Genomic DNA, 20706 nt, shown 5'->3' with positions numbered 1-20706 from the left:
ACATTTTACTATTAAATGATGGATTACGAATCTACGACCTTGTCATATTATGACGAAAACTTGAAAGTATGTCTCACCCTTACTTGGCAACAATGTGTGGTAAGGGGGTATAGCCATGAAGAAAATGTTTGTGTATCTTCTCTTTCTTGTTTTGATCGTCATGTATATGGGGTATAGTACGACAGTAGCAAAAGACCGTACAGATTTAGGGAAAATCATAGATGTGCTCCAGGCAAATAAGGAGATCCGAATCGATGAATGGTCCATTACTGCAAGGGAAAACATCAAGGATGTTGCTACAAAGGAAGATTTTTTTAACTATTATGAAACATTACATACAAAACTAGCAAACTTTCAATGGGAAGTACAAGAGCATCCTTATGGTTTCAAAGTGACTGGGAAAAGACAATCTCAGCATGTAACAGAAACTATTGAATGGGTGTCTACCCTTACAAAAGAGAAACCGGAATCGTATCTATTATATGTCCTTGAAGGGGACAATCTTCAAGATCATGAGGCAGAGATTCATTCAACATTTGAAAGCAGGTTAAAAGACATATTTAGACATAATCCAGCAATTTTCACTTGTGTGAAAGGGCTTTACAATGATACGATTGATAAGGTTTTGTTCTCTAGACTTAATCGTATGATGGCCAGCTTTCAAGCGAAAGAATTGGAGAGTGTAAGAGAGGAAGATTTTGTTTCTGTCTCGTTATACTCACCAATATTTTCACAAAGCCTAACTACGGAAAATTTGAACTTGCAAATTGCTATGAGATCAGAAGGAATGGGCGGCCGTACTAGCTTCATAGTTGGCACCCCCATCATCACATTTGAATATTAATATAGAGAAATTGGACGCGGAGGGGAATACTTTTGGAAAAGATCATCGTCCGCGGCGGAAACAGGCTGAGCGGAGAAGTAAAAGTAGAAGGTGCAAAAAACTCAGTTTTGCCTGTTATCGCTGCAACATTATTAGCAAGCCATGGAAAAAGTGTCATTCATGACGTACCCACTCTCTCCGATGTATATACAATCAATGAAGTGCTACGCAACCTGAATGCAGATGTTGCATTTGAAAATAATACAATTACTGTAGATGCATCAAGAGAGTTATTTGTTGAAGCTCCATTTGAATATGTTCGTAAAATGCGTGCATCCGTACTAGTTATGGGTTCATTGCTCGCCAGAAACGGAAAAGCTCGCGTTGCATTGCCTGGTGGCTGTGCAATCGGTTCTAGACCGCTTGATCAGCACCTGAAAGGCTTTGAAGCGATGGGTGCAAAAGTGAAAGTAGGAAATGGATTCTTAGAAGCTCATGTTGACGGAAAGCTTCATGGTGCAAAAATATATCTAGACTTCCCAAGCGTCGGAGCCACTGAAAATATCATGATGGCTGCTGTTCTTGCGGAGGGTACAACCATTATTGACAACGCAGCTAAAGAACCTGAAATCGTTGATTTAGCGAATTTTCTTAATAAAATGGGTGCGAAAGTCAAAGGTGCCGGAACTGCAACCATTAAGATTGAAGGTGTTGATGCGCTTCATGGTACGGAGCACACCATTATTCCGGATCGTATTGAAGCCGGAACCTTTATGGTAGCTGCAGCCATTACACAAGGTAACGTGCTAGTAAGAGGCGCGGTTAGTGAGCATATGACATCATTGATTGCAAAAATGCAGGAAATGGGTGTCGAAATCCGTGAGGAACAAGATGGACTTCGCGTAATCGGTCCAGAAAAATTAAAGGCAGTGGACATCAAAACAATGCCTCACCCAGGATTCCCAACAGACATGCAATCTCAAATGATGGCATTGCTTTTGCGTGCCCATGGAACGAGCATGATCACAGAAACGGTGTTTGAAAACCGATTCATGCACGTAGAAGAATTCCGTCGTATGAATGCTGATATTAAAATTGAAGGCCGTTCTGTCATTATTAACGGCCCATCTGATTTGCAGGGAGCTGAAGTCGCAGCTACTGACCTTCGTGCCGCAGCCGCTCTTATTCTAGCGGGACTCGTATCAGAGGGCGTAACGCGTGTCACAGAATTAAAGCATTTAGACAGAGGCTATGTGAAATTCCACGAAAAGCTGGCTGCATTAGGAGCAGACATCGAACGTGTAAAAGAAGATGACAAATCAGACAGTGAAAAATTTGTTGCTGACTTAAATGCATAATCATTGCTTATGAAAGCTGATCCATTTATGTGGGTCAGCTTTTTACTTGTAGGTAAAGTTCATTTAATGAATATTGGATTGATTGAAAATGATTGCCCGTTACGCTTGTTAGTTGAATAGATTGGTTGTTAGGATTAAAAAATTGGTCGCCAATCCGATATATCGGTCGTCAAGGGAGATAATTCGGTCGTCTATTGGGAGTAGTAGACCATGAAAAAGGTTTCGCTTAAATCACCAGGGTTTTCGCTTAAATCGAGGGTATTTTCGCTTAAATCAAAGGGATAAACGCTTAAATCAACAAAATTTTCGCTTAAATCAAAAAGATTAGAGATCGAGGAGGAGCAAGATTTCGAATGGCATCTCCATATATCGGTCGTCAATCTTATATATCGGTCGTTAGGAGCAAGATATCGGTCGTCAATCTTATATATCGGTCGTTAGGAGCAAGATATCGGTCGTCAATCATATATATCGGTCATCAGCAGCAATATATCGGTCGTCAGCTCACACATATCGGTCGTCAGCTCACACATATCGGTCGTTAGCTCACACATATCGGTCGTCAGCCCAATATATCGGTCATCAGTAGCAATATATCGGTCGTCAGCTCCAATTTATCGGTCGTCAGCCCAATTTATCGGTCGTCAGCCCAAGATATCGGTCGTCAGATCCATTATATCGGTCATCAGCAGCAATATATCGGTCGTCAAGCTAAATATATCGGTCATCGGGAGCAAGATATCGGTCGTCAATCTTATATATCGGTCGTCAATCTTATATATCGGTCATCGGGAGCAAAATATCGGTCGTCAGCTCCAATATATCGGTCGTCAGCCCAATATATCGGTCATCAGCAGCAATATATCGGTCGTCAATTCGATATATCGGTCGTTAGGAGCAAGATATCGGTCGTCAATTCGATATATCGGTCGTCAAGCTAAATAGATCGGTCATCAGACAAATAATCGATCGTTAGGCGGCAAAATATCAACCGTCAGCACCAAGATATCAACCGTGATTCTACGATTGGTTAGCCAATCAATTGTACCCAAGATTCTGTCATAAAAGCCTGTCCAAGCCCATACATTGAAATAGAGCAAGTTCAGCTAGTTTATTTCAATATAGGAGGGCAAGACATGAAACCATTTAAGCCTTTTCTTGTAATCACAATCACAGTAGCCGTTGCAGTATTAATGATTCCAGCCCTGTTAGTACTTCCTTTCTCAATGGATTCAGCAAAAGGGGAGCTGACTGAAAAAATCGACAAGAGTGAGAAAGACCTTTCCTCGCAGCTTGAGAACTCGGCAATCGAAGTAGCCGTATACCGAACTGCGGCAAGGAAAATCCAAAATTATCCTTTGGAGAAATACGTAGCAGGGGTCGTTTCTGCTGAAATGCCCGCTGATTTTGAATTGGAGGCTTTAAAAGCGCAGGCTTTAACCGCAAGAACATACATTGTGAACCAATTGGCCTCTAACAATACAATGGGTCTGCCAAAAGGTGCGAATGTAACGGATACAGAGATGCATCAAGTTTTTAAGGATGATGAAGAGTTAAAAACGCTTTGGGGCGCCGATTATAATTGGAAAAAAGAAAAAATCACGAAAGCGGTTTTGGAAACAAAAGATCAAATTTTAACCTATAACGGGAAGCCGATCACAGCTACTTTCTTTTCAACAAGCAACGGCTTTACAGAAAACTCAGAGGCATATTGGAAAAATTCCATCCCCTATTTGAAAAGCGTGGAAAGTCCTTGGGACAAAGAATCACCGAAATTTTATGACAGAAAAATCTTAACGGTTAAAGATCTTGAAGCCAAGCTCGGAGTGAAGCTTTTAGAAGGTGAAGAAATCGGGACAGTCGTTGAGAGAACACCAGGAAAAAGAGTCGGAGTCGTCCAAATTAACGGCAAAAAGCTAACGGGTAAAGAAATCCGTGAAAAGCTCGATTTAAAGTCAACGGATTTCACTTGGGAACGAAAAGGGGAACAAATCATCATTACCACGAAAGGTTTCGGTCATGGAGTAGGCATGAGCCAATACGGAGCAAACGGAATGGCCCAAGAAGGGAAAAACTATAAGGAAATCGTCACACACTATTACCAAGGGGTTGAGATTTCCTCCTCTTCAAAAGTCATGAGCACGGTTGTAGCGAACAAATAAAAAAAGGCAGTTCTTGGGAAGCATGATGCATCCTGAGCTGCCTTTTTTTATTTCATGATTCCTTTTTAACCCTTTGCAGCAATCTTCTCTAGTCTCTTTAAAAGCCTCGTTCTCTTTTGAAAAAATGAAATCTTACATGAGCATAGGCTGCACCTACACCGATTAAATCCTTCACTACATCAATGAAGGTAGCGGATCGATAGGGAACAAAAGATTGATGAATTTCATCCACAATCCCGTAAAATCCAGCTGCCACAGCTGCAAGTAAACTGAAAGCAGGCGTTAGCTTCCTATTTACTGCAAGAGCAGCAGCAAACAACATATATAAGATGGCAAATTCAACAAGATGCAAGCTTTCTTTAATGAACCTGTCCCAATAGGAATCAGGAAGCTCAACGATTGCATCTGCTGGTAAGCTTGACATCATCCAAATGGCTGCCATATATAGAAATGGCAAAACAGAAATGATCCTCTTCATCCATTTTTCCATCAAATAATCGCCCTCCTTCAAAAAAATAATGAATAATTCCATCTCTCATGGCAAAACCTAATCCCAAAAAATTTTTTCACAAAGATGTATAAATTTTCTGGTTTCTGTTCAGAATGGTTGCTGAGGTGATAATCAATGAGAGAGGAAGAAAAGAAACGAACTTCTCAAAAATCTGCATTTCGACGCTTTTTATCTAAGCGTTGGGCACTGCCAGCCATTTATTTAGCTTGTGCAGCCGTTCTTTTAACAGGTATTCTTTGGTACCAAACAACTGGCAATGATTCTGCTAACCCTGGTGATGTAGGCTATGAAGATTCAGAGATTGCAGGCAAAGGAAATCAAGAACCAGCCGTTGAAGTAAACAGCAAGGTTGAAAATTTCAGCATGCCGGTTTTAGATGAAAACCAAGCTGTAATCAAAAAACAATTCTATGATATGAATGGTAAGAAAGAAGAGCAAGAAGCTGCTCTCTTATTCTACAACAATCAATACCAGCCAAACAAAGGTATTGACGTAGCCGTGAAAAATGGGGAAACATTCGATGTTGTTGCTTCCTTAAGCGGTACGGTGACAAAAGTCCAAGAAGACACTCTTTTAGGGAATGTCATCGAAATCGAGCATGAAAAGGGAGTTATCACACGTTATTCATCTGTTAAAGACATTGCAGTTGAGGTTGGCGATCAAGTTGCACAGGGACAAGCTATTGCAAAGGCTGGTCAAAGCTTAATAAACGAAGCTGCTGGAATCCATGTTCATTTTGAAATTCGCAAAGATAATGTAGCAGTAAATCCAATTGAATTTATGGACAAAACCGTAGCTGCTTTAAAGGAGTCTCAAGTTAACAGTGAAGCTCAGGAAGCGGATAACGGAACAAAAGAAGAGCAATCTGACGACGACACTTCTAAAAACGAAGATCAGTCTGAAGACCAGAATGCTTCTGAAGATGATCAACCTTCAGAGGATCATAAGCAAGAAAAACAAAACAATTAATCTACCCGAATGCATAACAACTGGGGGCTGCCCATAAGACGGTTATTCCGAATTATGGGCAGCCCCTTTCTTACCTACAGTCAAGTGTTTTAAGTGAATTTTTTTGAAGAAATGCATTTATTTTTAGTGGGAGGGGTACCCCTCCCACTAAAAATAAATTTGCGCATGCCAAAAAGACCTGACGAAATTGCATTTTTTTGCAAGGTCAAGTATGGTATAGTAACAGTAACCATTTACGAACAGGTTGATGCTGTTTCGTAATCATAGGTGATGTTGTGTGTAATAAGGTGAAATGCCACTTTCAAGAACTTATTCACACATGCAATCGACGCAACTTTGTGGGGTTTCCCTTGAGGTTGCGTTTTTACTTCTTATCGCATTAATAATATTAATATAGTGTTTATTTAAAATGGAAGAAAATTGTATCCACTATTTTTTACTCTGAAAAACACGATCATTCATAATTTCCTTGATAATAAATGACATAAAAAACTATCACTTATCTTACGACTCCATCTTGACCAATGATTTATTTAGAGTAATAATATAGTAAAAATATTCTTAAAATTTAAACAATAATTTTAATTAGTAAATAAAGAGGGAGAGGTTTGGATGACTGATGACGGATCAAAAGCAATCTAATTCAGAATTATTATCAGTAGTCCGGTTTCACCCCTTATTTCAAGGGGTGGAGCCCGAAGCAGCTGCTTCATTGCTTTCGCTTTGTGAAGAAAAAACATATGCGTCAGGAGAGATCATTCTACAGGCAAACCAAGCAAGAACAGGACTTGTACTCGTTCTAAACGGTATTGCAGAAGTTTTTGTAAAGGACGCAGCATCTGAACGGGACGAAGTGCTTGAGGTTGTTCAAAAAGGAGAGATATTAGGTTTTTCAAGCTTGGCTGACTTTCTTGGCGTGGACAAAAAAACGAGAGACACAAAGTCAGAAACAATGGTAGAAGTAAGAGCGGTTGAAGATGTAAGAGCTCTTCACGTTCCATTTGATGTAATAGCTAAAAGATGGGGAGACCCAAAGCTTCATGATTATTTATTGACCCAGGTGGCCATCCGTATTAAGGATATTTACGGCTCTCTCGCTGAGCAAGTGAAGCTTGCTAGAAATTTTGGAGAGGGAGATGCTTTGGTCATGAGGGTTCAGGATATGATGAGTAGATCCATTATTTCCTGTTCACTGGATGATCCTGTGCAAAAAGTGGCCTCTTTGATGATCGAGCACCAGATCAGCTCTATAGTAGTTTTAGAAAATAGCAAATTAAAAGGGATTATTACAGAACGGGATATAGTAGAAAGGGTAGTCGTTCAGTCGAAGTCTTTCGAAGAGAAAGCCAAATCTATTATGACGCCCAATCCTTATACGATATCTCGGTTCTCGTATTATTATGATGCACTTTCCACTTTTATTTTAAATGGTGTCAAGCATTTGCCTGTAGTGGATGATGGCCATGTGTCGGGCATTTTATCTCTTTCTGATTTGCTCAGGAAGAAAAACGAGAACATGATGAAAGTCATCAAAAAAATAGAAGATGCTGATGCGGAATCGCTTTCTCAGGTGAAAAAAGCCATTTATGAGGTGCTGGACACGTTATTAAAAGAAAAAGTACCAATTTTAAATACGTTAGAAATTATTACAAAACTGTACGATCGGTTAGTGATCCGAGCCATCAACATTGCAATAAACGATCTTGAAAAAAATGAAGGGCTGACGCCACCTGTTGAATTCTGTTTTTATCAGATGGGAAGTGCTGGTAGAGCCGAACAATTTATGCTTACCGACCAAGACCATTTCATTGTTTTCGAAGATTGTCATGACAAGGAAGGAGCCCATGCTTATTTTAAAAAGCTCGGAGAGAAGATTGTGTATTATCTAGAGTTGGCCGGATATGCCCGCTGCAAAGGCTTGATGATGGCAAGCGAGGCAAAATGGAGAGGGACTCTGCTCGAATGGGAGGACCGCGTCAGAGAATGGAGAATCCGTTCCACGAACGACAACCTGTTATTAGCTATCAATTTCTTTTCGTATCGTCGTGTATACGGAAGTGAAAAGCTTCACAAACAATTTGAACAGAATTTAGAAAAAATGATGGCTAGATCCGAAATATTCCTTTTCCGACTTGCACAAATCGAGCACGAAAGCCCAATTCCAACCCTAGATCAACCGATTCGCTCATTATTTAAGCTAGAACGAAAAAGCATTGATATGAAAAAAGAAATCCTTTTTCCTTATCATCATGGTTTACAAATTCTATCTTTGTTGCATGGTGTGCTTTCCGGGACGCCTCTTGAAAGAATTGAAGCTCTGGAGAAAAAGGGCGTCCTTTCTGCAAGGTTTGCTAACGATGTAAGGGCGGCTGCGAGTCAAGTACTGGCTATGTATGTAAATCATCGCTGGCAACAGGCGAAACGAGGAGAAAAATTAACCTCCGTATTGGAATTTGTCCGCTTATCCACTCGAGAGAAAGAAGAACTAATCATTAGCCTAAAAACGCTTCAAGAAATGCAAAGGAAGCTATTTCATCATTTTCCTATATTAACAAGATTTTAAAAATATTTCGGTGAAGGAGCAAACGATTACAACTCACCGGCTACAGAAGGGGAGGAGAGGAATATATTTTTTCTTAGAAAAAACGTTTCATGTCCACTAATAAACGATAAGCTGCCACTTTCAACACCCATTCAGGATGTAAGCTTCGTTGTTTTCGATACAGAGACTACAGGCTTTCAAGTGGCGACGGAGGATCGGCTTATTGAAATTGGTGCTGTCCAGGTCAAAGGCTTTGAAGTAGTAGAACAGAGACAATTTCAGACATACGTTAACCCGAATCGACAAATTTCTCGGGAAATAACCGAGTTAACAAAAATTTCGAATGAAAGGGTAGCAGGAGCGCCTAAATCTCTAGAAGCAATCACCAGCTTTATGGAATACATTGAAGAAACGGAAAGTGTAGGTTTAGTAGGGCACTACATCGGTTTTGATATGCTCGTTTTAAAAAGTGAATTAAAAAGGGAAAAAATCAATTTAAAGAAGCCCGTCACCGTAGATACATTAGATTTAATCGGCTATGTTGCACCATCGTATGATATGAGGGATTTAGAAAGATATGCAATGGCCTTTGGAACAAGAATTTATGAAAGGCATTCTGCCATTGGAGATGCATTAACAACGGCTTACCTTTTTGCAGAACTTCTTATGCTATTCTACGACCGCGGCAACAAAACATTGGGAGATCTATTAAAAGCAACGGACAGTCAAATGAGGCTGATGCTGTAAAAATATTTTACTTTTACAAGAGGCTGTGTGAAGTGAACAGTCTCTTTTTTGCATTCCTATTTTATTTCCCGACTTCTTCTGTTATATCAAAGCAGTATAAGAAATGAAATGTATATAAATTTTCAGAAAAAAAGTATCGGGATACCTTGTCCTTCTTGTGTTTTTCGTGCATATTACCTGAACCAAGCTAATAAAATGTTACAAACCTTAAAAAGAGAGTGGTTGAGGTGAGGAGTCGTCAGTGGCTATTCTAGATTTAGTTGAAGATATATTATTTGTTCCTTTTAGGATTAGTTGTAAATAAACAAATAAGCGAATCTCATTTCACACTTCTCACATCCAATTTGGGGAGGTCGAGTGGTGTGCACGATTACATCAAAGAAAGAACTATCAAGATCGGAAAGTATATCGTGGAGACAAAAAAAACGGTTCGCGTCATAGCGAAGGAGTTTGGTGTATCCAAAAGTACTGTCCACAAAGATTTAACCGAGCGGCTACCGGAAATAAATCCAGAGCTGGCAAACGAAGTGAAAGAGATTTTGGATTATCATAAATCCATTCGCCATCTTCGTGGTGGGGAAGCAACAAAAATGAAATATCAAAAGCCTGAAAAAGAAGAATTGATGAACTAAATTGAATAAGGATTCTGCAAAAAAGACGGGAAGGGAAAAAGCAACTTCCCGTCTTTTTTCATGAAAGTAACAGATCTGGCTTTTCGCTTAAATCAAAAGAAGTTTTGCTTAAATCGAGAGAAGTCTCGCTTAAATCAAAAGACGTTTCGCTTAATTCGAGAGAAGTCTTAAATCAAAGGAAGCTTCGCTTAAATCGAGAGAAGTCTCAAATCAAAGGAAGCTTCGTTTAAATCGAGAGAAGCTTCGCTTAAACCATTGATTCATCCGCATAAAAAAACGGATTTGTCCAACTAAAACAAGGTTTCCTCCCTTAAAAACACGAATTTTTCCGCTTTAATGAAGGTGTCCATTTTCCTTTATGTACGAAGAAACCGAACTCGTTTCCCGCTAACGGAGTTTACCGAACGATCCTCTTGACCATCTACAAGGACCATGAACTTTCCTTCAAAAATATGTAGAAAAATTATTAAAACAATTAATTTTATCTTACTTTTGGCTTATATATTGTGATAAAATAAACAATTAGGACAGAAGTTCGTTGAATGTACGTATTTAAGGAGGAAAAAATTAACATGCTTGCTAGAGATATTGGAATAGACCTTGGGACTGCCAATGTGTTGATTCATGTTAAAGGTAAAGGAATTGTGTTAAACGAGCCATCTGTTGTAGCGATCGATAAGAACACGAACCGCGTTCTCGCTGTAGGTGAAGAGGCTCGTCGAATGGTTGGACGTACACCTGGAAATATTGTGGCTATTCGTCCTTTAAAAGATGGTGTTATTGCGGATTTTGATATTACAGAAGCGATGTTAAAGCATTTTATTAATAAATTGAACGTAAAAGGTTTTCTTTCAAAGCCGCGCATTTTAATTTGCTGTCCAACTAACATTACGAGCGTTGAGCAAAAAGCGATCAAAGAAGCGGCAGAAAAAAGTGGCGGTAAAAAGGTATATTTAGAAGAAGAGCCAAAAGTGGCTGCGATTGGTGCGGGAATGGATATTTTCCAACCGAGCGGAAACATGGTCGTTGATATTGGAGGAGGTACAACGGATATTGCCGTCCTTTCAATGGGCGATATCGTTACTTCCGCTTCTATTAAAATGGCCGGAGATAAATTTGACAATGAGATTCTAAATTATATTAAGCGCAAATATAAGCTTCTCATTGGAGAACGTACGGCTGAGGATATTAAGATTAAAGTTGCAACTGTGTTCCCTGGTTCCCGTAACGAATCCATTGATATTCGCGGACGTGACATGGTTTCCGGACTTCCAAGAACCATTACTGTTCATTCAGAAGAAATTGAAGAAGCTTTACGTGAGTCTATTGCTGTTATCGTTCAAGCTGCAAAGGGTGTGCTAGAACGTACACCACCTGAACTCTCTGCAGACATTATTGATCGCGGTGTTATTCTAACAGGCGGAGGAGCTTTGCTTCACGGAATTGATCAACTTCTTGCAGAAGAATTAAAAGTGCCGGTATTGGTCGCAGAAAATCCGATGGACTGCGTGGCAATCGGAACAGGCATTATGCTTGATAACATGGATAAAATTTCAAAAAGACGTTTTGGCTGATAGATGAAAGGGAGATACCGTTCAAACGGGCTCCTTTTTTCATAGGATTAACCAGAAATATTTTAATTGTTGTACCACGGCTATTAAGCTGTGGTTTTTTATTAGATAAGGAGATGTATGTCTGATTATAGTCGGGTTGAATTATTTTGAGAACGGGTTGAATTAATTCAAAAACGGGTTGAATTTTCTTAAGAATGGGTTGAATTATTTCGAGATCGGGTTGAATTTTCTTAAGAATGGGTTGAATTATTTTGAGAATGGGTTGAATTATTTCAAGATCGGGTTGAATGATCTCGAAAACGGGTTGAATGAACAAAATTTATCTGTTGCTATTTTTAGGCAGGATCCAATATATCGGTCATCACGATCAATATATCGGTCGTCGTTTCGATATATCGGTCGTCAGGAACAATATATCGGTCGTCGTTCCGATATATCGGTCGTCAGGAACAATATATCGGTCGTCGTTCCGATATATCGGTCATCACGATCAATATATCGGTCGTCGTTCTAAAATATCGGTCATCACGATCAATATATCGGTCGTCATTCCGATATATCGGTCATCAGGATCAATATATCGGTCGTCGATCCGATATATCGGTCATCAGGGTCGATATATCGGTCGTCGTTCCGATATATCGGTCGTCAGGAACAATATATCGGTCGTCGTTCCGATATATCGGTCATCACGATCAATATATCGGTCGTCGTTTCGATATATCGGTCGTCGTTCTAAAATATCGGTCATCACGATCAATATATCGGTCGTCATTCCGATATATCGGTCATCAGGATCAATATATCGGTCGTCGTTCTAAAATATCGGTCATCACGATCAATATATCGGTCGTCATTCCAATATAACGGCCATTAGGATCCGGTCGCCATTCGAATATATCGATTCATTAGAAAAAATATCCCCCGTTATTCTCTTATATTCATAACTATATAAAAAATCAAATACTGCTACTTCTTTTAAAACCTAAAAAAATAACTACCTTTTGCCTTCATCTTTCCTCATATCGTAAAAAAACCTATGTGCTCAACCGATAAGTTGTATATAATGGAATTATATATGTGTACGGAATCTGGAATCCGTTCCCGATATTGAGGTGAATCAAATGTTACGAGGCTTTTATACCGCTGCTTCTGGAATGATTGCACAGCAGCGCAGAACGGAAATGCTTACAAATAACCTATCGAACGCTAACACTCCAGGCTTTAAGGCGGATCAATCAAGCGTCCGCGCATTTCCGGAAATGCTATTAAGAAGAATGGACCAAGTGACAGTGCCAACGCAAAAGAAATTGAACCTTCCTTTTAATCCTGTTGTAGGTGGACTCAATACAGGTGTTTATATGCAAGAAGCGATTCCTGCTTTTAGACAAGGGGATATCATAGCTACGGACAAAAAGACCGATATTGCTTTAGTGGATTTGCAAATTCCTGTTAATGAGGAAAACGGGAAGCGTGGGACAGTATTTTTTACAGTAATGAATGCGAATGGAGAAGAAAGATATACTCGGAATGGAAACTTTACGTTGGACCAGCAGGGCTTTTTGACGACGTCGAGCGGATATTACGTACTGGATGATCAAGGCAACAGAATCCAGTTGAACAGCGATCAGTTTGTTGTGGATGAAAATGGTATTATTTTAGAAAATAACCAGCCTGTTGCTCGTCTGTCAGTGGCCTACGCGGATAATCCCTATCGTTTAATAAAAGAAGGGGACGGCTTATACAGAACGGAAGATGGCCAACCTTTAGCCAATGCTTTTAATAACGCAAACGTTCAGTTTAAGCTTCAGCAAGGCTATATCGAACAATCGAATGTGGATACAGCACGTACCATGACAGACATGCTAACTGCCTATCGAGCTTTCGAAGCAAACCAAAAGGTGCTTCAAGCATATGATAAAAGTCTTGAAAAAACGGTCAATGAAATTGGAAGAATCGGATAATAAGCCCTTTGGAGGGATTTAATACATGAATCGTACCATGATTACGGCAACGAATACAATGAGTCAGCTTCAGCATAAAATGGATATCATCGGCCATAACCTGGCAAATGTCCAAACGAACGGCTTTAAAAGAAAAGAAACGTATTTTAACGAGCTTTTGTTTCAAGAATTCAATAATCAAATACATAGCAATCGGGAAATCGGCCGATTAACGCCGAATGGAATTAGACAGGGTGTTGGAGCAAAACTAAGCCAGACCAAGCTTGTTCTTGCTCAAGGCAGTCTAAAGCCGACAGGACGGGACTTAGATGTGGCTTTGACGAAAGAAGATTTGTTTTTCAAAGTCCGTGTGACGGAAAACAATCGTGAGGCGATTCACCTAACAAGAGACGGAGCTTTTTATTTAAATCCCGTAGCGCCAGGATCCAATAACCTCATGCTAGTTACAAGCAGCGGTTATCCAATATTGGATGAGTTTAACCAACCAATCATCGTAACAGGCAGCGTGAAAAATATTACGTTTACAGAGCATGGTGAACTAATCGTCGAAAAGGACAATCTTCAGAAACAAACTTTTTCTCTTGGTATCGTATCGGTAAAAAAACCGCAATACTTAGAACAAAAGATGAACAACACGCTTGGTCTATCCAATGAGGCAGACGAGCTTGGCATTGAAGAAGACGCCATCTACACAGACCTGAACGGTGGCCTTCGTCAAAATATTGCCTTACAGCAAAGAACGCTTGAAGCTTCCAATGTCGATATGTCAAAGGAAATGACAGATTTAATCAACCTGCAGCGCCATTATCAATTTCAAGCACGTTCTGTAACGCTTGCTGATCAAATGATGGGGTTAATTAACGGAATTCGTTAAAAGGAGTATGTACTAGTGGAACAAAAAAGTTTAACTAGAGAAGAATATAAAAAAGAACTGTCAGGTGAGAAGCAGCCTGAACAAAAGAGAAAAATCCGTATTCGACTTATTCCGATCTGGCTTAGAATCATCATGATTGCCTTATTGATTGTCATTTCTGCAGCAATCGGCTTAGTTGTAGGCTACAGTGTGTTTGGAGATGGTAAGGCTCTAGATGTCTTCAAAAAAGACACATGGGTGCATATTGTAGATTTGGTAAAAAAAGAATCGTAAAATCTTCTCTGCAGAGCAAATTCTGCAGAGATTTTTTCATAAGAACAGGAATTCATCTCGAAAAAAATGGTAGGATAGAAAGAGAATACATAGGAGGTAAAACCATGTACGATATTACACAAATTAAAGAAATCATTCCTCATCGCTACCCTTTTCTATTAGTCGATAAGATTATCGAGCTCGAGGAAGGAAAAAGAGCAGTAGGAATTAAAAACGTTTCAGCGAATGAAGAGTTTTTCAACGGCCATTTTCCGGATTATCCGGTCATGCCTGGTGTACTAATTGTTGAAGCCCTAGCACAAGTTGGCGCAGCAGCCATCCTGATTAAAGAAGAAAATAGAGGTCGCATCGCTTTTTTTGCAGGCATTGACAATTGTCGTTTCAAAAGACAAGTGAAACCTGGCGACCAGCTGCGACTTGAAGTCGAAATGGTCCGCTTAAGAGGCTCAATCGGAAAGGGTAAAGCTGTTGCTACAGTTGATGGAGAAATTGCCTGCGAAACAGAGATTACTTTCGCATTAGGTGCAAAGAAAGAGGAATAACATACATTTTTCCAATTTGGCAGCCATACAGGTCCTATACTAAATGAAATGTATGGAAACAAGAGGGTCTGTAGAATGATTTTGTTGCTTAATGGATTGAAAATCGTCAAAATGCATATATAATATACATTGCTCTTTAAACATTATTTTTAAGAGCTTATATTTTAATAATGATATGATGGTTGGTAAGCCATATCATTCTCCCTTATGGAAAGATCAAGCATTTGCTTGATCTATTTTTTTGCGCTTTTTCTTGTCAAAGTTAAGTAGGCGCTTTCCGCTTTTCTGATAAAAATAAATTTTTGTTTTATGTAACATTTTTCATAGTTCGGGCAAAATACCATTGACCACCAAATCAGGTCTAAACAACATCAAAGGAGGTGCTGTATCATGAATAAAAAGCTACTTTCTCTAATCGGGGGTTCTGTGCTGTCAGCAATGTTATTAATGGGCTGCGCTACTGATAACGAGCCGCCGCCTGAAGACGACACAAATGTACAAGACCAAGACACGCAAGATAATATGGATAACGATAACGACGGAGACAACGGTGTGACGGACGAGAATACGGATCAAAACGTTAATGATAATAATGATCCAGTTAATGACCAAAACACGCCTCAAGAAGACGTCATTGAAGACGAAAATGATCGTAAAGATGCAGATAACAGAGACGAATAATTTTTTTAAAAAAACAGGAGCTGAAATAGGCTCCTGTTTTTTAGACGAAGATAATAAGATATATTCACTTAATCTCTTGTTATTTTTTCAATTCTGTAATTTTCGGTCGGACTCTGAGTTTTTCTTTAAACTCCTGAAGCAGCTCGAGTCCAGATAAGCCTCGCTGCAATAAATTTTGTAACAGTAATTCTGCGTATTCGACTTTTAATTTTTTTAAAGTGCCCTCAAATAAAATACTATAGCAATCTTCCACTTCTTTTATATGAAGTATTTTTGTGAGGAAGGTGGCTGGGTCGTTTTCCCTTTTCGTAATGATAGCCTGGATCGTTAAATCATCCGTTCTGGAAAAATACGTTTTGAACTTTTCATATTCTCCACTTGTCACGAAAGCTTCAATTAGCCACCGGTTATGCTCGTCTTCCTTGTTAATAATTAATCCGTCCAATAGATTTACATCCTCTAGCTGATGTTTGTCTAAGACAAGCTGTAAAGATACAAGTTTAAATGATTTCACGTCTTTCCCTCCATTCTTTTCAGGTACCGTCTAAAACATTGCCTTAATTATATCATATTCAATTTTTCACATGACCAAACAAAGGAATTTGTTAAAAAATAAGGAAATCTGTAGAAATGGCATCATCCATTAAGAGGCTTTGTCGAAAAATATCACGTAGAAAAATAAAAAAATATCGAGCGTCGTTTTCCTTTGAGTAAATCGTGTTAAATCCCAATTTTCTCTTATAGGAAAAATCCATTTTTCTAATGAAAAGGGTCGAAAATGAAATTTTTCAGCTGTTTTACAACAATTTCCTTTGGATGTACGATAAGTACATCTTTATAAAAGGAGATGAGATACATGATTAATCAAGTAGTGCTGGTTGGAAGGCTGACAAAAGATCCTGAGCTAAGATTTACTCCTGAAGGCAGGGCTGTATCTAACGTTATTTTGGCTGTGAACCGTAATTACAGAAATGGTGAAGGGGAATTCGATGCTGACTTTGTGCAGTGTACCGTATGGAGAAAAATGGCAGAAAACCTGGTCCAATACTGTAAAAAAGGATCTCTCATCGGCATTACTGGCCGACTCCAAACGAGAAATTACGAAAATCAAGAAGGAAAAAAGGTTTATGTAACCGAAGTGGTGGCAGAGGGATTGAAGTTTGTTGGCCCGAAGCCTTCTAGTTCCGAAAGAACACAAGAGCTTGCAAGGGTATAGGCTCCGCTCATGAGTAAGCGTTTATGTAGACAGAGGGAGGGTAGTTTGTGAGATGAAAAACGAAGAGAAAATCATTCGATTAGAAGAGATCATATCAACTTTGATCCGATTAATTGCAAAGAACCAAGAAAAACTTAGTCAAAGGGAAGAAGAAATCTCCTCCATTCGAAAGGAATTATCATTGCTGAAATATGCCATTGCCCGTATTGAAGAAAACCAAACAGTCTTGCTTCACAAGCTGGAAAGCCTAACGCAGAATCCTGAATCATCTCGTCACCTCCGTTCCAAACACATGATTCTCCAACCTAGACAGCCTCATTAGAAAAGTCCACTTTTAACTTCCCTCCGAAAGAAGTCTCCCACTTCTAAACGTGAAGGTGCGTCAGCACCAGTGAAAGTGGGAGATGAATTTCGGTTAGGTGTAGCCTAAAGTTGTCTTTTTTGTGATATGATATAATCAGTATTATATAAATGAAAGGCTGTTATATCAATGAAATTAGACAACAATAATCATTCAGTGTTCATGTTGTACTATCATCTTGTTCTGGTCGTAAAATATCGCAGACAAGTGATTGATGATACCATATCTAACTATGCAAAAGATATGTTTGTTCGACTGGGTGAAAATTACAATATTTCCTTGGTCGAATGGAATCATGATATTGACCATGTGCATATTTTGTTCAAAGCACATCCGAATAGTGAACTATCAAAGTTCATCAATGCCTATAAAAGTGCAAGTTCTCGACTTATCAAAAAGCATTATCCACAAGTGAAAAGAAAACTTTGGAAAGAGTATTTTTGGTCAAGAAGCTTTTGCTTACTTACAACGGGTGGTGCGTCTATTGAAGTGATAAAGCAGTATATAGAAAATCAAGGGATGAAGTGAGGTGATTCGATATGGCAAACAAAGCATATAAATTTCGTCTGTACCCAACACAAGAACAAGAGCAATTTCTTGTGAAAACCTTCGGTTGCGTTCGTTTCGTCTACAATAAAATGTTGGCTGAACGAAAGGAAACATATGAGAAGTTCAAGGACGATAAAGAAACCTTGAAAATGCAAAAATTCCCGACTCCTGCCAAGTACAAAAAGGAGTTTGCATGGCTCAAAGAAGTCGATAGCCTTGCGTTGGCAAACGCTCAACTCAATTTGCAGAAGGCATTCAAAAACTTCTTTTCTGGTCGTGCTGAATTTCCGAAGTTCAAAAAACGTAAGACAAGACAATCCTACACAACCAACGTGGTCAACGGAAACATTATGCTTTTGGATGGCTATATCAAATTACCAAAACTCAAATGTATCAAAATCAAACAACATCGAGAAATTCCGTCACATCATGTCATTAAGTCATGCACCATTTCTCGAACAAAAACAGGAAAATACTATGTTTCTATTCTTACTGAATATGAACATCAACCTGTACAAAAAGAAGTACAAGCTGTTGTTGGCTTAGATTTTTCCATGAACGGTTTATTTGTCGATAGTGAAGAAGGTAAGACAGCCAATTACCCCCGTTTCTATCGCCAAGCCTTGGGGAAATTAGTGAAGGAACAGCGTATTCTATCACGCAGAAAGAAATACTCTAATCGTTGGCACAAACAACGCTTGAAAGTAGCGATGCTACATGAAAGGATTGCAAACCAACGTAAGGACTTTCTTCATAAGGAATCGCACAAATTAGCGAAACAGTACGACTGCGTGGTTATCGAAGACCTCAACATGAAAGGAATGTCACAAGCCCTCAACTTCGGTAAAAGCGTTACTGATAACGCATGGGATATGTTCACGACATTTCTCCAGTACAAGCTAGAGGAGCAAGGGAAAAAGCTTATCAAAATAGATAAGTGGTTTCCATCATCCAAAACTTGCTCATGTTGTGGTCAAGTAAAGGAGTCTCTGTCTCTTTCTGAGCGTACATTTCGCTGTGATTGTGGTTTTGTGGCAGACCGTGATTGGAATGCTTCTATCAATATCAAGCGTGAAGGATTGCGACTGTTAGTATAATCATAAATAGAGCATGGAACAGGCTCGATAGCTAAGTGAATTTCGTACCGTTAGGTGCGACTACCTTAGAAGCCCCCACCTCTAAGCGAAGCGTAGGTGGTGGGTAGTTCACATCATGGGATGTTTCGCTTAAATCAAAAGAGTTTTCGCTTAAATCATCGGTCTTTTCGCTTAAATCAAAGGAATTTTCGCTTAAATGAGGAGACTTGCTTTCCAATGAGTGCACTCACATTGAAAAAGGCATGAACCCAATGTTCGTCCCTTTAGAAAACCAATTGCACCTAAGAAAGAGCAGTCCCATTCTGCTCTTCATTACTCCCCGAATTAGTTTCCCCTTAACTCCTCTAGAGAAAGAATGATGCCTCAGCCGATCCTCAAATCTGACAGACTGCAAATGCAGTCTGTTTTTTTACCCGCTTAGGTCTTTCATTTAACAAATACAAGTCTTCTTCTTTGCGCCAATTTTTCCTTTGTCTTCAATTTTCTTAATATATTCAGTTGCTAAAGGCACTTTACAGGCTGTCTGTCCAACGTCAACATGCACCTTTCCGATTTTTTCGGCGACTTGTTTGGCTTCGTCGGATAGCTCCTGAATGTAAGCACCGACGGCAATAACAAAGGTATTCATTGTATAACGGACTCGATTTTTTTCTTCATGAATGGTGTTTTTCACCTGCTTTAATAGGCTTCGGATTTCATCTAAGTCCAATTTTTCATCCGGGGTTATGGAAATATAGTTGCTATAGGTGCTCCACCCGCATGTTGCAATCATTTCACTCTCAGATTTCATCCACTCCCTGGCTAATTCTAAAGCATATTTGCTTTCAGCTGCTACACCTGCAACGGTATATTCTGCTACCATATACCAGTTGGCTTTTTCAACCCAGGTCTGTAAGGTTTCCTTGCTTATTTTCTTTGGATCGACAGAAAGTCCGGCAAGGTACATCGCATCATGATTACCCGTTTCATACAGAGCAAGCGCCAGCTCGTGGTCTTTTTTTACATATTTGACGAGCTTTTTCAAATCCCCAATTTTCACTCCAAAAAGAGGCTCTTTCGCACCGTGGCGCAAATACGTGTTTTTTGTTTGTTCATTGCCCAATTCTTCAAGCTTCTTCATCATTTCTTCTAAAGTCATGTTTTTCACCTTCTTAAGATTGATTTTTCTCTCTTTTATTCTATTTTCTTCATGGAAACCGTATTTTCCTTTAGGCTGCACTTTCTCAACCAAAGCACACTTTGAACAAATTGTGACAAAAAGTAACATACATTAAAAATTTGTAAAAAAAGAAAGGATTTTGAAGAAAATGAACCGAATTATTGGATTTGGGAAGAAAAGGAATTAATAGGAGGTTAAAGAAAATTTTATGGAATATCATCGCTTACATAAAATTATAAGACGAATGATAAAGAAAACCCCGTCCATTATTTTTCTTACTGAAGAAAAGAAAGACCGTTCTCCTCTTGTTAAATCACCAACATTCTACGATGCACTACAGTTTCTTCATTACACCCCAGATCAGAAAGGCCAATATTGTCAATACCAACTACAGGATGAAAACATTTTTACCTTCTTAAACGAAAAGAATCAACAGACAGAAATGAAGATCTTGCTTAACCCTGGTCAGCTAATTCTGAAAGAAAACTCAGCGCAATACAAAAAAAATAACTCCAGCCTCACGGAGATCCTCCCGTACATCATGATTAAAGAGGATAATAAAATCAACTTTTTTGTTCATATAAAGCCGAAGCAGGAAGTGAAGGCTGTAAAGAAAAAGGCACCCTCTTCGAATAACGGTTATCAAAGGGTTGAGGAGTAAGGCTTACAAAA

Annotated in this window: 24 protein-coding genes and 1 pseudogene; 20 read left to right on the top strand and 5 right to left on the bottom strand. The window is 39.2% G+C overall.

Annotation, left to right across the window (positions count from 1 at the left end; all coding sequences use genetic code 11):
* Positions 1-115: 115 nt before the first annotated feature.
* The 4 genes from GD441_RS10190 (at position 116) to spoIID (ending at position 4343) form a co-directional block, all read left to right on the top strand.
* Positions 116-844: a YwmB family TATA-box binding protein gene (locus tag GD441_RS10190; RefSeq protein ID WP_153126326.1), complete on the top strand. Its 729-nt coding sequence runs from the start codon at positions 116-118 to the stop codon at positions 842-844.
* A 32-nt stretch (positions 845-876) separates the two neighbouring features.
* A complete protein-coding gene (murA, locus tag GD441_RS10185; protein WP_153126325.1) occupies positions 877-2181 on the top strand; it encodes a UDP-N-acetylglucosamine 1-carboxyvinyltransferase in 1305 nt (434 codons plus the stop codon).
* Positions 2182-2534: 353 nt separating this feature from the next.
* Positions 2535-2726: a hypothetical protein gene (locus GD441_RS10180; RefSeq protein ID WP_153126324.1), complete on the top strand. Its 192-nt coding sequence runs from the start codon at positions 2535-2537 to the stop codon at positions 2724-2726.
* 591 nt (positions 2727-3317) lie between these two features.
* Positions 3318-4343 (top strand): stage II sporulation protein D, encoded by a 1026-nt coding sequence (spoIID, locus tag GD441_RS10175; RefSeq protein ID WP_153126323.1) that lies wholly within the window; start codon positions 3318-3320, stop codon positions 4341-4343.
* Positions 4344-4440: 97 nt separating this feature from the next.
* Here the strand turns inward: spoIID and GD441_RS10170 are convergent, their stop codons facing one another.
* Positions 4441-4833 carry a VanZ family protein gene (locus tag GD441_RS10170; RefSeq protein WP_153126362.1) on the bottom strand — a complete coding sequence of 131 codons (393 nt, stop codon included), beginning with the start codon at positions 4831-4833 and terminating at the stop codon, positions 4441-4443.
* A 135-nt stretch (positions 4834-4968) separates the two neighbouring features.
* Between GD441_RS10170 and GD441_RS10165 the strand changes: the two genes are divergently transcribed.
* Positions 4969-5823 (top strand): stage II sporulation protein SpoIIQ, encoded by an 855-nt coding sequence (locus GD441_RS10165; RefSeq protein WP_153126322.1) that lies wholly within the window; start codon positions 4969-4971, stop codon positions 5821-5823.
* A gap of 233 nt (positions 5824-6056) precedes the next feature.
* Here the strand turns inward: GD441_RS10165 and GD441_RS17205 are convergent.
* Positions 6057-6194: pseudogene (locus GD441_RS17205) on the bottom strand (IS110 family RNA-guided transposase); the annotation flags it as partial.
* Positions 6195-6442: 248 nt separating this feature from the next.
* On the opposite strand from GD441_RS17205, the gene GD441_RS10160 reads away from it, so the two are divergent.
* The 10 genes from GD441_RS10160 (at position 6443) to GD441_RS10115 (ending at position 15652) form a co-directional block, all read left to right on the top strand.
* On the top strand, positions 6443-8386 hold the full coding sequence (locus GD441_RS10160; protein ID WP_153126321.1) for a DUF294 nucleotidyltransferase-like domain-containing protein: 1944 nt from the start codon (positions 6443-6445) through the stop codon (positions 8384-8386).
* A gap of 63 nt (positions 8387-8449) precedes the next feature.
* Positions 8450-9112, top strand: a complete 663-nt coding sequence (locus tag GD441_RS10155) for a 3'-5' exonuclease (protein WP_153126320.1) — start codon at positions 8450-8452, stop codon at positions 9110-9112.
* Between the two features lie 362 nt (positions 9113-9474).
* Positions 9475-9744 (top strand): sporulation transcriptional regulator SpoIIID, encoded by a 270-nt coding sequence (spoIIID, locus tag GD441_RS10150; protein ID WP_153126319.1) that lies wholly within the window; start codon positions 9475-9477, stop codon positions 9742-9744.
* Between the two features lie 572 nt (positions 9745-10316).
* Entirely contained in the window at positions 10317-11318 is a 1002-nt protein-coding gene (gene mreB, locus GD441_RS10145; RefSeq protein ID WP_153126361.1) for a rod shape-determining protein, read from the top strand.
* A 308-nt stretch (positions 11319-11626) separates the two neighbouring features.
* Positions 11627-12139, top strand: coding sequence for a hypothetical protein (locus tag GD441_RS10140; protein WP_153126318.1), 513 nt, complete (start codon positions 11627-11629; stop codon positions 12137-12139).
* A 303-nt stretch (positions 12140-12442) separates the two neighbouring features.
* The gene (locus tag GD441_RS10135; RefSeq protein WP_153126317.1) at positions 12443-13282 is read left to right on the top strand and encodes a flagellar hook-basal body protein; all 840 of its coding nucleotides are present in this window, start codon (positions 12443-12445) and stop codon (positions 13280-13282) included.
* A 25-nt stretch (positions 13283-13307) separates the two neighbouring features.
* The gene (locus GD441_RS10130; RefSeq protein ID WP_153126316.1) at positions 13308-14156 is read left to right on the top strand and encodes a flagellar hook-basal body protein; all 849 of its coding nucleotides are present in this window, start codon (positions 13308-13310) and stop codon (positions 14154-14156) included.
* 15 nt (positions 14157-14171) lie between these two features.
* Positions 14172-14429: a DNA-directed RNA polymerase subunit beta gene (locus GD441_RS10125; protein WP_153126315.1), complete on the top strand. Its 258-nt coding sequence runs from the start codon at positions 14172-14174 to the stop codon at positions 14427-14429.
* 104 nt (positions 14430-14533) lie between these two features.
* Entirely contained in the window at positions 14534-14971 is a 438-nt protein-coding gene (gene fabZ, locus GD441_RS10120; protein ID WP_153126314.1) for a 3-hydroxyacyl-ACP dehydratase FabZ, read from the top strand.
* 426 nt (positions 14972-15397) lie between these two features.
* Positions 15398-15652 carry a hypothetical protein gene (locus GD441_RS10115; protein WP_225434197.1) on the top strand — a complete coding sequence of 85 codons (255 nt, stop codon included), beginning with the start codon at positions 15398-15400 and terminating at the stop codon, positions 15650-15652.
* Between the two features lie 79 nt (positions 15653-15731).
* Here GD441_RS10115 and GD441_RS10110 read toward each other — a convergent pair whose 3' ends face one another.
* Positions 15732-16166 (bottom strand): YwpF family protein, encoded by a 435-nt coding sequence (locus GD441_RS10110; protein ID WP_153126312.1) that lies wholly within the window; start codon positions 16164-16166, stop codon positions 15732-15734.
* A gap of 342 nt (positions 16167-16508) precedes the next feature.
* Between GD441_RS10110 and ssb the strand changes: the two genes are divergently transcribed.
* From ssb to GD441_RS10090, 4 genes are all read left to right on the top strand, one after another.
* Positions 16509-16868 (top strand): single-stranded DNA-binding protein, encoded by a 360-nt coding sequence (ssb, locus tag GD441_RS10105; protein WP_153126310.1) that lies wholly within the window; start codon positions 16509-16511, stop codon positions 16866-16868.
* Positions 16869-16920: 52 nt separating this feature from the next.
* Complete coding sequence (locus GD441_RS10100; protein ID WP_153126309.1) at positions 16921-17190, top strand: tol-pal system YbgF family protein; 270 nt, start codon at positions 16921-16923, stop codon at positions 17188-17190.
* Positions 17191-17358: 168 nt separating this feature from the next.
* Entirely contained in the window at positions 17359-17757 is a 399-nt protein-coding gene (gene tnpA, locus GD441_RS10095) for an IS200/IS605 family transposase (RefSeq protein ID WP_153126307.1), read from the top strand.
* Positions 17758-17768: 11 nt separating this feature from the next.
* Positions 17769-18875, top strand: coding sequence for an RNA-guided endonuclease TnpB family protein (locus GD441_RS10090; protein WP_153126305.1), 1107 nt, complete (start codon positions 17769-17771; stop codon positions 18873-18875).
* Positions 18876-18906: 31 nt separating this feature from the next.
* Here GD441_RS10090 and GD441_RS10085 read toward each other — a convergent pair whose 3' ends face one another.
* Together GD441_RS10085 and GD441_RS10080 are read right to left on the bottom strand one after the other, a co-directional pair.
* A complete protein-coding gene (locus tag GD441_RS10085; protein WP_153126303.1) occupies positions 18907-19092 on the bottom strand; it encodes a hypothetical protein in 186 nt (61 codons plus the stop codon).
* A 213-nt stretch (positions 19093-19305) separates the two neighbouring features.
* Positions 19306-20013 (bottom strand): DNA alkylation repair protein, encoded by a 708-nt coding sequence (locus tag GD441_RS10080; RefSeq protein WP_153126301.1) that lies wholly within the window; start codon positions 20011-20013, stop codon positions 19306-19308.
* A gap of 229 nt (positions 20014-20242) precedes the next feature.
* On the opposite strand from GD441_RS10080, the gene GD441_RS10075 reads away from it, so the two are divergent.
* Positions 20243-20695, top strand: coding sequence for a hypothetical protein (locus GD441_RS10075; protein ID WP_153126299.1), 453 nt, complete (start codon positions 20243-20245; stop codon positions 20693-20695).
* The last annotated feature ends 11 nt before the right edge of the window (positions 20696-20706 follow it).

The sequence above is a fragment of the Peribacillus tepidiphilus genome (assembly GCF_009466385.1).
GTDB classification, from domain to species: Bacteria; Bacillota; Bacilli; order Bacillales; family DSM-1321; genus Bacillus_BN; species Bacillus_BN tepidiphilus.
The sequence above is the reverse complement of the archived record's forward strand: the minus strand, read 5'-3'. Positions and strand labels throughout refer to the sequence as shown.